This is a genomic window from Streptomyces sp. NPDC052236, from assembly GCF_044548015.1.
Taxonomy (GTDB): Bacteria; Actinomycetota; Actinomycetes; order Streptomycetales; family Streptomycetaceae; genus Streptomyces.
In genome coordinates this window covers 218,086-230,857 of sequence record NZ_JBIUBL010000006.1, presented here as the reverse complement: position 1 = coordinate 230,857, position 12,772 = coordinate 218,086, and the positions used below count along the sequence as shown (strand labels likewise).

At 71.4% G+C, this 12,772-nt stretch carries 8 protein-coding genes and 1 riboswitch; of the genes, 6 read left to right on the top strand and 2 right to left on the bottom strand.

What is annotated here, in order from left to right; all coding sequences use genetic code 11:
• Positions 1 to 59 precede the first annotated feature (59 nt).
• Positions 60 to 1,184 (top strand): CobW family GTP-binding protein, encoded by a 1,125-nt coding sequence (locus ACIHCQ_RS13275; protein ID WP_399661277.1) that lies wholly within the window; start codon positions 60 to 62, stop codon positions 1,182 to 1,184.
• On the opposite strand, the gene ACIHCQ_RS13270 is transcribed toward ACIHCQ_RS13275, so the two are convergent.
• Positions 1,181 to 3,628: a DNA topoisomerase (ATP-hydrolyzing) subunit A gene (locus ACIHCQ_RS13270; protein WP_399661276.1), complete on the bottom strand. Its 2,448-nt coding sequence runs from the start codon at positions 3,626 to 3,628 to the stop codon at positions 1,181 to 1,183. The genes ACIHCQ_RS13275 and ACIHCQ_RS13270 overlap by 4 nt on opposite strands.
• 205 nt (positions 3,629 to 3,833) lie before the next feature.
• Here ACIHCQ_RS13270 and ACIHCQ_RS13265 point away from each other — a divergent pair, with 205 nt between their 5' ends.
• The 4 genes from ACIHCQ_RS13265 to ACIHCQ_RS13250 all read left to right on the top strand — a co-directional run bounded on the left by ACIHCQ_RS13265 (position 3,834) and on the right by ACIHCQ_RS13250 (position 8,758).
• Positions 3,834 to 5,219: a M16 family metallopeptidase gene (locus ACIHCQ_RS13265; RefSeq protein WP_399661274.1), complete on the top strand. Its 1,386-nt coding sequence runs from the start codon at positions 3,834 to 3,836 to the stop codon at positions 5,217 to 5,219.
• Positions 5,216 to 6,613, top strand: a complete 1,398-nt coding sequence (locus ACIHCQ_RS13260; RefSeq protein ID WP_399661272.1) for a M16 family metallopeptidase — start codon at positions 5,216 to 5,218, stop codon at positions 6,611 to 6,613. Before ACIHCQ_RS13265 ends, ACIHCQ_RS13260 begins: the two co-directional genes overlap by 4 nt.
• A gap of 254 nt (positions 6,614 to 6,867) precedes the next feature.
• Positions 6,868 to 7,034: riboswitch (cyclic di-AMP (ydaO/yuaA leader) on the top strand.
• Positions 7,035 to 7,046: 12 nt separating this feature from the next.
• Positions 7,047 to 7,838 carry a M23 family metallopeptidase gene (locus tag ACIHCQ_RS13255; protein ID WP_399661270.1) on the top strand — a complete coding sequence of 264 codons (792 nt, stop codon included), beginning with the start codon at positions 7,047 to 7,049 and terminating at the stop codon, positions 7,836 to 7,838.
• A 242-nt stretch (positions 7,839 to 8,080) separates the two neighbouring features.
• On the top strand, positions 8,081 to 8,758 hold the full coding sequence (locus tag ACIHCQ_RS13250) for a GntR family transcriptional regulator (RefSeq protein WP_399661268.1): 678 nt from the start codon (positions 8,081 to 8,083) through the stop codon (positions 8,756 to 8,758).
• Positions 8,759 to 8,884: 126 nt separating this feature from the next.
• Here ACIHCQ_RS13250 and ACIHCQ_RS13245 read toward each other — a convergent pair whose 3' ends face one another.
• Positions 8,885 to 9,166, bottom strand: a complete 282-nt coding sequence (locus ACIHCQ_RS13245) for an HPr family phosphocarrier protein (protein ID WP_399661266.1) — start codon at positions 9,164 to 9,166, stop codon at positions 8,885 to 8,887.
• Between the two features lie 228 nt (positions 9,167 to 9,394).
• Between ACIHCQ_RS13245 and ACIHCQ_RS13240 the strand changes: the two genes are divergently transcribed.
• On the top strand, positions 9,395 to 12,769 hold the full coding sequence (locus tag ACIHCQ_RS13240; protein ID WP_399661264.1) for a GNAT family N-acetyltransferase: 3,375 nt from the start codon (positions 9,395 to 9,397) through the stop codon (positions 12,767 to 12,769).
• Positions 12,770 to 12,772 lie beyond the last annotated feature (3 nt).

The following is a 12,772-nucleotide window of genomic DNA, read 5'->3' as shown; positions in this document are numbered from 1 at the left end:
CCTATCCTGAGGGCCGCCGCAGCAGCCGCCCGCGGCCGAGAACCTTCGGAGGTACCCCCTTGAGCAGGCCGCAGATCCCCGTCCTCGTCCTCGCGGGCTTTCTGGGATCCGGTAAGACCACCCTGCTCAACCACCTGCTCCGGCGCAACGGCGGCAACCGGGTCGGCGTGATCGTCAATGACTTCGGCTCCATTGAGATCGACGCCATGACCGTCGCCGGGCAGGTGGGCTCCACCGTCTCCCTCGGCAACGGGTGTCTGTGCTGCGCCGTCGACGCGAGCGAGCTGGACGAGTATCTGGAGACGCTCACCCGGCCCGCCGCCCGCATCGACGTCATCGTGATCGAGGCGAGTGGCCTCGCCGAGCCGCAGGAGCTCGTACGGATGCTGCTCGCGGGCGACAATCCGCGCATTGTGTACGGGGGGCTGGTCGAGGTGGTTGACGCGGCCGAGTTCGACGCCACCCGGCAGCGGCATCCCGAGCTCGACCGGCATCTCGCGATCGCCGACCTGGTCGTCCTGAACAAGACGGACCGGGTGGAGCGCGACGCCCTGGAGCGGCTGCTGGACACGCTCGGCGGGCTCAGCGGCGGTACGCCTGTGATCACCGCGCGGTACGGGCAGGTCGACCCTGAGCTGCTCTTCGACCCCGCCGCGCGGCCTGCGCGGGAGGAGAAGGTACGCCAGCTGTCCTTCGAGGACCTCTACGCGGACGAAGCGGACGAACGCGAACGCGATCAGGATCAGGATCAGGATCACGAGCACGCGGACCATCTGCACGCCACGTACGAGAGTGTCGCCGTCTCGGCGGACGCGCCCATGCACCCGCGCCGGCTCATGGACTTCCTCGACACCCGGCCCGAAGGGCTCTACCGGATCAAAGGCTTCGTCGACTTCGGCGCCGCCGACCCGGACAACCGGTACGCCGTCCATGCCGTGGGCCGGTTCCTGCGCTTCTACCCGTCGCCGTGGGCACGCGGCCAGGACCGCCGTACGCAACTGGTGCTGATCGGCTCACGGATCGACGCGGCGGCACTCCGGAAAGAGCTGGAGGCCTGTGCGCAGACGGGTCCGCAGGACGCCCCGGACGAGCGGAGCATGTGGGGCGTCCTGCGCTTTGTGCCGTCGGCAGGATCGGAGACAGACGTCCCCGACACCGACCGGATCGACCAGCCGTCGGGCTAGCCCGTCGGGCCTGCAAGCACCGCGACCGGCGAGGTCAGCGGCGTACCCGACCCGTCGCGGCGCGGGTCCATCTCCGGCAGCTCGGCCGGTGTGCCGTTCTTCTGGGCCGCCCGCGCGGGCGCCGGGCCCGCCCAGGCCAGGATCAGCACGTCCTCGCCCTTGAGGAAGCGCTGACAGCGCACTCCACCCGTGGCACGCCCCTTGCGCGGATACTGGTCGAAGGGCGTGAGCTTCGCCGTCAGCAGCGAATCGTCCAGCGTGCCGTGCGCGCCCGCGATCGTGAAGACCACCGCGTCCGCGGCCGGGTCCACCGCCGTGAACGAGATCACCTCGGCGCCCTCCGTCAGCTTGATGCCCGCCATACCGCCCGCCGCCCGGCCCTGCGGCCGTACCTGCGAGGCCTGGTAGCGCAGCAACTGCGCGTCCGAGGTGATGAAGACCAGGTCCTCCTCGCCCGTACGCAGCTCGGCCGCGCCGACGATCGTGTCGCCCTCCTTGAGGGTGATGACCTCCAGCTCCTCCTTGTTCGCCGGATACTCGGGCGTGACCCGCTTCACGACACCCTGCCGGGTGCCGATCGCGAGGCCCGGCGAGGACTCGTCCAGCGTGGTGAGACACACAACCGTCTCGTCCCCCTCCAGCGCCAGGAACTCGGAGACCGGCGCCCCGCCCGAGAGGCTGGGCGCGGACGCCGTGTCCGGCAGCCGCGGCAGATCGATCACCGCGAGCCGCAGCAGCCGCCCGGCCGAGGTCACCGCCCCCACGTCGCCCCGCTGCGTCGCCGGGACCGCGGAAACGATCAGATCGTGCTTGGCGCGCCCTGCCTCGTCCACCAGGGGCTCGCCATTGGCCGTACGGGCCAGCAGCCCGGTCGAGGACAGCAGCACCCGGCACGGGTCGTCCGCGACCTCCAGCGCCGCCGCAGCGACCGGCGTGCCCGCCGACTCCAGCAGCACCGTGCGCCGCGGGGTGGAGAACTTCTTGGCCACCGCCGCCAGTTCGCCGGAGACCAGCTTGCGCAGCTCTGAGTCCGAGTCCAGGATCCCGGTCAGCTCGTCGATCTCACCGGTGAGCCGCAGGCGCTCGTTCTCCAGCTCGATCTTGTCGAACTTGGTCAGCCGGCGCAGCGGCGTGTCCAGGATGTACTGGGTCTGGATTTCGCTGAGCGAGAAGTGCTCGATCAGCCGCTGCTTCGCCTGCGCGGAATTCTCACTCGACCGGATGAGGCGGATGACCTCGTCGATGTCGAGCAGCGCGACGAGCAGGCCCTCGACCAGGTGCAGCCGGTCGCGCCGCTTGGTCCGGCGGAACTCGCTGCGCCGCCGTACGACGTCGAAGCGGTGGTCGAGATAGACCTCCAGCAGCTCCTTGAGGCCCAGGGTGAGCGGCTGGCCGTCCACCAGCGCCACATTGTTGATGCCGAAGGTCTCCTCCATCGGCGTCAGCTTGTAGAGCTGCTCCAGCACGGCTTCGGGGATGAAGCCGTTCTTCACCTCGATGACCAGGCGCAGACCGTGCGAACGGTCGGTGAGGTCCTTGACGTCCGAGATGCCCTGGAGCTTCTTCGCGCCGACCAGGTCCTTGATCTTCGCGATCACCTTCTCCGGACCGACCGTGAAGGGCAGTTCGGTGATCACCAGGCCCTTGCGGCGCGCCGTGACGTCCTCCACCGAGACCGTCGCGCGGATCTTGAAGGTGCCGCGGCCGGCCGCGTACGCGTCCTTGATGCCCGTCAGGCCCACGATCCGGCCGCCGGTCGGCAGGTCCGGTCCGGGGACGAAGCGCATCAGCGCCTCCAGATCCGCCCCAGGGTGCCTGATCAGATGGCGCGCGGCGGCGATCACCTCGCCCAGATTGTGCGGCGGCATGTTCGTAGCCATGCCGACGGCGATCCCGGACGCGCCGTTGACCAGCAGGTTCGGGTAGGCGGCGGGGAGCACGATCGGCTCCTGCTCCTGCCCGTCGTAGTTCGACTGGAAGTTGACGGTGTCCTCGTCGATGGACTCCGTCATCAGGGTGGTGGCATCGGCCATCCGGCATTCGGTGTACCGCATGGCGGCGGGCGGGTCGTCATTGCCGAGGGAACCGAAGTTCCCATGGCCGTCGACCAGGGGCAGGCGCATGGAGAACGGCTGCGCCATCCGCACCAGCGCGTCATAGATCGACGCGTCTCCGTGCGGGTGCAATTTACCCATGACCTCGCCGACGACGCGGGCGCACTTCACATAGCCCCGGTCGGGGCGCAGGCCCATTTCGTTCATCTGGTAGACGATGCGGCGGTGTACCGGCTTCATGCCGTCGCGGGCGTCGGGCAGGGCCCTGGAGTAGATCACCGAGTACGCGTACTCAAGGAAGGAGCCCTGCATCTCGTCGACGACGTCGATGTCGAGGATCTTCTCCTCGTAGTCGTCCGGCGGCGGTGTCTTCGTGCTGCGGCGGGCCATCGCTGCTGCGGCTCCTTCTCGCTCTTGCGGGGCAGGACTCACGTTCTGATGCGGACCATTGTGGACCTCGCCACTGACAACTCCGACCTCGACCCGTGATTCGGCCGTTCGCCGGGCCCGGAACTTCGGCCGGGAACTTCGCCAGGCGTCAGTGCGCTTGCATACAGTGGCAGGACTTCTCCATATCGCGATCGAAGGGACGTACATGCCCATGGGTCACACGGCCACAGCGCAGGCCGGTTCCGGCGGCCTGACAGCGACAGAGCACCGGCTGGCCAACGGCCTGCGCGTGGTGCTCTCCGAGGACCACCTGACCCCGGTCGCCGCGGTCTGCCTCTGGTACGACGTCGGCTCACGCCACGAGGTCAAGGGCCGTACCGGCCTCGCCCACCTCTTTGAGCACCTGATGTTCCAGGGCTCGGGCCAGGTGAAGGGGAACGGCCACTTCGAGCTGGTGCAGGGGGCCGGCGGCTCGCTGAACGGCACCACCAGCTTCGAGCGCACGAACTACTTCGAGACCATGCCCACCCATCAGCTGGAGCTGGCGCTCTGGCTGGAGGCCGACCGCATGGGCTCGCTGCTCGCCGCCCTGGACGACGAGTCGATGGAGAACCAGCGCGACGTCGTCAAGAACGAGCGCCGCCAGCGGTACGACAACGTCCCGTACGGCACGGCGTTCGAAAAGCTGACCGCTCTCGCCTACCCCGAGGGCCACCCGTACCACCACACGCCGATCGGCTCGATGACCGACCTGGACGCGGCCACCCTCGAGGACGCCCGCGCCTTCTTCCGTACGTACTACGCGCCGAACAACGCCGTGCTGTCGGTCGTCGGCGACATCGACCCGGAGCGGACGCTCGCCTGGATCGAGAGGTACTTCGGCTCCATCCCGTCCCACGACGGCAAGCAGCCGCCGCGCGACGGCTCGCTCCCGGAGAACATCGGCCGGCAGCTGCGCGAGGAGCTCGTCGAGGAGGTCCCGGCGCGCGCGCTGATGGCCGCCTACCGGCTGCCGCACGACGGCACACGCGAGTGCGACGCCGCGGACCTGGCGCTCACCGTCCTCGGCGGCGGCGAGTCCTCACGGCTGCACAACCGCCTGGTGCGCCGCGACCAGACGGCCGTCGCGGCCGGGTTCGGTCTACTGCGGCTGGCCGGCGCGCCCTCGATGGGCTGGCTGGACGTGAAGACGTCCGGCGGCGTCGAGGTGCCGCAGATCGAGGCCGCGGTGGACGAGGAGCTGGCGCGATTCGCCGCCGAGGGCCCCACACCCGAGGAGATGGAGCGGGCACACGCCCAGCTGGAGCGCGAGTGGCTGGACCGGCTTGGCACGGTCGCGGGCCGCGCCGACGAACTGTGCCGGTACGCCGTGCTGTTCGGCGACCCGCAGCTGGCGCTCACCGCGGTGGACCGGGTACTGGACGTCACCGCGGAAGAGGTACGGGCGGTGGCCGGGGCCCGGCTGCGCCCGGAGAACAGGGCGGTGCTGGTCTACGAGCCGCTCCCCGCGCAGGCCGAGGCCGACGGTGACGCCGGTGACGAAAGCGCCGAGAACCACCAGAACGACGAGCTCGAAGGGGCGGACCAGTGAGCGACGCTGCCATGTCATTGACGACCATGACGTTCCACCCGCAGCCGACGGCCGGCCTCCCCCGCCCCTGGGCGTTCCCGGCACCCGACCGCGGCACGCTGCACAACGGCCTGACCGTGCTGCGCTGCCACCGCCCCGGCCAGCAGGTGGTGGCCGTCGAGATCTCCCTCGCCGCGCCGCTGGAGGCCGAGCCGAAGGGCCTCGACGGCGTCGCCACGATCATGGCGCGCGCCCTGTCGGAGGGCACCGACAAGCACAGCGCGGAGGAGTTCGCCGCCGAGCTGGAGCGCTGCGGCGCCACCCTGGACGCGCACGCCGACCATCCCGGTGTCCGTGTCTCCCTGGAGGTCCCGGTCTCCCGGCTGCCCAAGGCGCTGGGCCTGCTCGCCGAGGCGCTGCGCGCCCCCGCCTTCGCCGACAGCGAGATCGAGCGGCTCGTACGCAACCGGCTGGACGAGATCCCGCACGAGACGGCCAATCCGGCCCGCCGCGCCGCCAAGGAGCTCTCCAAGCAGCTCTTCCCGGCCTCGCTGCGCATGTCGCGCCCCCGCCAGGGCACCGAGGAGACCGTGGCCCGGATCGACGCCGGAGGCGTACGTGCCTTCTACGAGGCGCATGTCCGGCCCGCCACCGCCACCGCGGTGATCGTCGGCGACCTCACCGGTGTCGATGTGGACGCCGTGCTCGCCGAGACCCTCGGCACCTGGACCGGCGACAGTGCCGAGCCCCGCCCCGTACCGCCGATCACCGCGGACGACACCGGCCGGGTGGTGATCGTGGACCGCCCCGGCGCCGTCCAGACGCAGCTGCTGATCGGCCGCATCGGCCCGGACCGGCACGACCGCGTCTGGCCCGCCCAGGTCCTCGGCGCGTACTGCCTGGGGGGCACCCTGACCTCCCGGCTCGACCGGGTGCTGCGTGAGGAGAAGGGCTACACCTACGGCGTACGGGCCTTCGGCCAGGTGCTGCGCTCGGCACCGGACGGGTCGGGCGCCTCGATGCTCGCCATCAGCGGCTCGGTGGACACCCCGAACACCGGCCCGGCGCTGGACGACCTCTGGAAGGTGCTGCGCACGCTGGCGGCCGAGGGGCTGACCGACGCCGAGCGCGATGTCGCCGTACAGAACCTGGTGGGCGTGGCCCCGCTGAAGTACGAGACCGCGGCGTCCGTCGCGGGCACGCTGGCCGACCAGGTCGAGCAGTATCTTCCGGACGACTACCAGGCGCAGTTGTACGTACGGCTGGCGGAGACCGGCACCGTGGAGGCGACGGCCGCCGCCGTCAGCGGCTTCCCGGTGGACCGGCTGGTCACGGTCCTCGTCGGCGACGCCGCGAAGATCGAGGAGCCGGTCAGGGCGCTCGGAATCGGTGAAGTGACTGTTGTCACAGGCTGATTGAGCCGAGCCGGCAAAGAGCGCGAAGCAGGCAACGAGCGTGCGAAGCAGGCAACGAGCGTGCGAAGCAGGCAAGGAGAACCCCGGTGGCGCACCAGCCACCGGGGTTCTCCTTATGTCCCTTTTCTTGGGGAGGTTGCCCGTCTGTCCTGTGGCATGCGCTACAAAATCGACTCTCTGCTTGGTGATTGAAAGTTGATCCGCCTAGCGTCAGTCCGGCTGTTCGCCAGTATCCCGCCGCAGCCCGCGGCATCGAACAGCCATCGCCGAGTCCCCGTCAGGCGCGAGCCTGGGGAGCCGGGGACCCACATCGTGTCCCTGGGGTGAATCGGGCGCCTTCGCACCAGTGCGGAGGGGCTCGTAGGAGACCTTCCTGCTCCGAACCCGTCAGCTAACCCGGTAGGCGAGAAGGAAGGAAAGGACCAGCCACTTCATGGCGTTCACCCGTGCCCCCGGGAAGCACCGTGCCGCGAGCCGCCTGACGCGCAGGCGCGCGAGCATGGCAGGCGCCGCGGCCTTCGCCACCACCGGCGTGATCGGAACCCTCGCTTCTCCGGCGCTCGCCGCCGACACCGGCGCCTCCGGCGTCGCGAACACCGGCCTGACCCAGTTGGCGGCCGCCGACTCCCTGGCCGACACCCTCGCCGACCAGGCCGCGGCCCAGGAGCAGGAGGCCGAAGAGGCAGTCGCCAAGGCGAAGGCCCAGGCGAAGGCCGAGGCCGAGGCGAAGCGCAGGGCCGAGGCCCGTGCGCAGGAGATCCGCGAGGAGCGCGAAGACAAGGAGCGCGCCGCCCGCGCCGCCGAGCGTGAGCGGCTGAACGCCTTCCAGCTGCCCGTCGCCGGTTCGTACGTCTCCACCGGCTACCAGACCGGCGGCTCGCAGTGGTCCTCCGGCAGCCACTCCGGCGTCGACTTCCACGCCGCTTCCGGCACATCGGTCGTGGCCGTCGGCTCCGGCACGGTCGTCGAGGCCGGGTGGGGCGGCGCGTACGGCAACAACATCGTGATCAAGATGAACGACGGCTCGTACACCCAGTACGGCCACCTCTCGTCCATCGGCGTCTCGGTCGGCCAGCGGGTCATGCCGGGGCAGCAGATAGGCCTCTCCGGCTCGACCGGCAACTCCAGCGGGCCGCATCTCCACTTCGAGGCCCGCACCACCGCCGAGTACGGCTCCGACATCAACCCGGTCGCGTACCTGCGCGCGCACGGCGTCAGCGTCTGAGCTCCGTACCTCCCTGAGCTCCGTACCTCTCTGAGCTCTTACTCCGTACTGCCCCGAAGGTCCCGGCACGCCGCCGGGGCCTTCGGCGTTTGCCGCCCCGGGGACGCGGCGCCGGCGGGGCTCTGGCCAAAAGCTATCCATGGATTCCTGGTTGTCATCGGAAAATCGTGTCCATTGCAATAGAGTCACCCAACAGGCGTCAATCGGCTGCGTTTCGCGCGGATTAAAGCGGAGGTTCGGTCATGCGCATTCCCGCGCACTCGGTATGCACGGCGATCCGCGACGACATCGTCTCCGGTGTATTCGTCCGCGGCAGCCGGCTCACCGAAGAGCAGCTGGCGCGCCGCTACGGCGTCTCCCGGGTCCCGGTGCGTGAGGCGCTGCGCACCCTGGAGTCGGAGGGCTTCGTCATCACCCGCCGCCACGCCGGCGCGTGCGTCGCCGAGCCCAGCGAGCAGGAGGCCGCCGACCTGCTGGAGATCCGGATGCTGCTGGAGCCGATGGGAGCGGCGCGCGCCGCCCAGCGGCGTACCGAAGCGCATCTCAAAGTCCTGCGTGGCCTGGTCAGACTGGGTCAGGAACGGGCCCGCCGCGGCCAGGGCGAGGACCTGCGCTCACTGGGCAGCTGGTTCCACGAGACGCTCGCCCAGGCGTCGGGATCCCCCGGGCTCATCGCGCTGCTCACCCAGCTGCGCCACAAGATCGCCTGGATGTACGCCATCGAGCAGCCCGCCAAGCCGGTCGAGTCCTGGGCCGAGCACGGCGCGATCGTGGACGCGGTGGCACGCGGCGACGTGGAGCGGGCGCGGTCGCTGACGGCGCTGCACAGCGAGCGGGCCGCTGCCGCGCACCGGCTGCGCGGCCTCGAACGGGTGAGGACTTCGCAACATGCCGTAAACACGGCGAGCGTCCGTAATTAACAGTCGCGCTGTATACAAGAAAGCCCAAAGAATTAAACCGCGGTGTCCCGAATTCGGGACACCGCGGGACACCGCGGCTTTGTCGTGGGAAGAAGGACTAATTCCCCTCTTCGGCTCTGAGCAGTCTCAGACGGTTTCGGGAAGCTCGTCGAGCCCCTCGGCGACCAGCTTGGCCAGACGGTCCAGGGCCATGTCGGCGCCTTCCGCATCGGAAGCCAGGACGATCTCCTCGCCGCCCTGCGCGCCCAGGCCGAGCACGGCCAGCATGGAGGCGGCGTTGACCGGCTTGCCGTCGGTCTTGGCGATTGTCATGGGGACGCCGGCGGCCGTGGCGGCGCGGACGAAGATGGAAGCGGGGCGGGCGTGGAGGCCCTCGGCCCAGCCGACGTTGACGCGGCGCTCAGCCATGGTGTTGCCCTTCAGGTCCTCGGCAGTTGTCTAGACCAGTCTGCCATGCGGTGCGACGCGCCGACGCTGGCCCTCTGCGCGCCCGGTGCGCACAGACTTGCGTACCGACCCTATGCGACCCTGTGCCCGGCCTGTTCCGGGCTCTCCGTCCCGGGCTGTTCCGGTGCTGCTCCGGTGCTGCTCCCGGCTGCTCAGGGCTCCTCTGGGGCGAGTCGTAGGCTTTCCAGCATGCAGACCTCGTCGGAGCACGCATACCCGGACCACTGGGAAGCGGATGTGGTGCTGCGTGACGGTGGCACCGCTCGCATCAGGCCCATCACCCCCGATGACGCGGAACGCCTGGTCAGCTTCTATGAGCAGGTCTCCGCGGAGTCGAAGTACTACCGCTTCTTCGCGCCCTACCCCCGGCTCTCCGACAAGGACGTGCACCGCTTCACGCACCACGACTACGTGGACCGGGTGGGCCTCGCGGTCACGGTGGGCGGCGAGTTCATCGCCACCGTCCGCTACGACCGGATCAACGCGGACGGCATGCCCGCGAGCGCGCCTGCCGACGAGGCCGAGGTCGCCTTCCTCGTCCAGGACGCCCATCAGGGCCGCGGTGTCGCCTCCGCGCTGCTGGAACACATCGCCGCGGTCGCGCGCGAGCGGGGCATCCGGCGCTTCGCCGCGGAGGTGCTGCCTGCCAACACCAAAATGATCAAGGTGTTCAGGGACGCCGGGTACACCCAGCGGCGCTCCTTCGAGGACGGCTCGGTCCATCTGACCCTCGATCTCGAACCGACCGAGGAGTCCCTCGCCGTCCAGCGCGGCCGTGAGCAGCGCGCCGAGGCACGCTCCGTGCAGCGGCTGCTCGCGCCGGGGTCGGTCGCCGTCGTCGGCACCGGGCGCGCGCCCGGCGGCGTCGGCCGCACCGTCCTGCGCAACCTGCTGCGCGCCGGGTTCACGGGCCGTACGTACGCCGTGAACCGCGCCTTCCCGGCGGGGCCGTACGAGGTGGACGGCGTCCCCGGCTTCCGCAGCGTCGGCGACATCGGCGAGGCCGTCGACCTCGCCGTCATCGCCGTGCCTGCCGAGCGGGTGCCGGAGGCGGTCGCCGACTGCGGCGCCCATGGCGTCCAGGGCCTGATCGTCGTCACCGCGGGGTACGCCGAGAGCGGCGCGGCGGGGCGGGAGCGCCAGCGCGAACTGGTGCGGCAGGCCCGTTCGTACGGGATGCGGGTCATCGGCCCGAACTCGTTCGGCGTCATCAGCACGTCCGGGGCCGTCCGCCTCAACGCCTCGCTGGCGCCCGAGGCCCCGGCGCCCGGCCGCATCGGGCTGTTCACGCAGTCCGGCGCGATCGGCATCGCCCTGCTCGCCGGCCTGCACCGGCGCGGCGCGGGCCTGTCCTCCTTCATCTCGTCCGGCAACCGCGCGGACGTGTCCGGGAACGACTTTCTCCAGTACTGGTACGAGGACCCGGACACCGATGTGGTGCTGCTGTACCTCGAATCGATCGGCAATCCCCGTAAATTCACCCGGCTCGTCCGGCGTACGGCTGCGGTGAAGCCGGTCGTCGTCGTCAAGGGCGCCCGCCACAGCGGCAGCGCCCCGCCCGGCCACGCGGTGCCGGTGACCCGGCTCCCGGACGCGACGGTAGGCGCGCTGCTGCGCCAGGCGGGCGTGATCCGCGTCGACACCGTCACCGAACTCGTCGACGCGGGCCTGCTGCTCGCCGGGCAGCCGCTGCCGGCGGGGCCGCGGGTCGCGATCGTCGGCAACTCGGAGTCGCTCGGGCTGCTGACGTACGACGCGTGCCTCACGGAGGGGCTGCGGCCCCTGCCGCCGCGCGACCTCACGACGATGGCCACGCCGGCGGACTTCCGCGCCGCGGTCGCCGAGGCGCTGGTGGACGACGGGTGCGACGCGGTGGTGGTGACAGCGATTCCGTGGGTCGGGGAGAACGGCGTCACGGAATCGGGCGACGGCGAGGTCCTGGCGACGGCGCTGCGGGAGGCGGCGAGGACGGCTCCGGCCAAACCGGTGGCGGTGGTGCATGTGGAGATGGGCGGCTTGGCGGAGGCACTGGGGGAGGCGTCTCACACGGTGTCCTCGGCCTCGTCGGCGTCCGCAGGGGTGGCGCCTTCGGGTGCGGGTGCGGGCCAGGCTCCGGACCATTCGGGCCCGGGCCGCGAGGCGAGCGAGGGCAGTCCACCGGGGGCGACGCCCGCGATGACGGCGCCTGCGGAGCCGGGCCTGGGCGCTGCCTCGGCCCCGGGCACGGCCCCGGGGGCGACCCCGGGCACGGCCTCAGCAGCGGTGTCCGCTGCGGGCTCTACGGGCCCGGGCCCGGCATCCGACGGAGCGGCGGGTGCGGAGCCGGACCGGGGTCCCCGGACTTCAGGCCCGGGCACGGCCTCAGCAGCTGCGTCCGCTGCGGGCTCTACGGGCCAGGGCGAGGTCCCGGCATCTGCGGCGGCCCCCGGCGGGGCACCGGCCCCAAGGCTCCAGGCCTCACCCCCCGGCCCGACAGCGGCGTCCGATCCGGGAGCTACCGGCCCCGGCCCGGCCGCTCCCCGCGCGGCAGCGCCCGGCCACGGCCACAGCCAGGGCCACGGCCACGGCCGCAGCCCAGGCCATGGTCCCGGCCCCGCAGCAGACCGCGGCAGGCCCACCCCCGATTGGCGCCGGTCAGGCGGGGGCTCCGCCGACCGTTACCCCGCGCCCGCGCCCGCCCTCACCCCGTACACCTCCCGTATCCCCGCCTACCCCGCCGCCGAGCGTGCCGTCCGCGCCCTCTCCGAAGCCGTGAAGTACGCCCAGTGGCGCCGCCAGGCCGCCGACCCCGGCAAGGTCCCGCAGTACGAGAACATCGACGAGGCCGGCGCCGCCGCCCAGATCGAGCAGCTCCTCGGCGCGGACACCGACCCCCGTGGCATCACCCTCGCCCCCGACGCCACCGGCGAGCTGCTCGGCCGGTACGGCATCCCCGTCCGCCCCGCCCTCCCCGCGCCCGGCCCCGACGCCGCCGTCGCAGCCGCCGTCCGCCTCGGCTACCCCGTCGCCCTCAAGACCACCGCCCCGCACCTCCGCCACCGCGCCGACCTCGGCGGCGTACGGCTCGACCTCTCCAACGAAGCGCAACTGCGACAGGCCTACGCCGAATTGACCGACGCCTTCGGCAAGCCCGCCGAGCTGCAACCCGTCGTCCAGGCCATGGCCCCACGCGGCGTCGACACCGTCATACGCGCCGCCATCGACCCCGCCGTCGGCGCCGTCCTCTCCTTCGGTCTTGCCGGGGCCCCCTCCGAGCTGCTCGGCGACACCGCCCACCGGCTGATCCCCGCCACCGACCGGGACGCCGCCGAACTCATCCGGTCCATCCGCACCGCCCCGCTCCTCTTCGGCTGGCGCGGCTCCGCCCCCGTCGACACCCCCGCCCTCGAAGAACTGCTGCTCCGGGTGTCACGACTGGTGGACGACCACCCCGAAATGATCGGAATCAGTCTCGAACCGGTCGTCGTCGCTCAGCATGGCCTCTCCGTGCTCGGCGCGTCCGTACGGCTCGCCCCGCCCCCCGCCCGCGCCGACCTCGGCCCCCGGCGACTCCCCAGCTACTGAGCA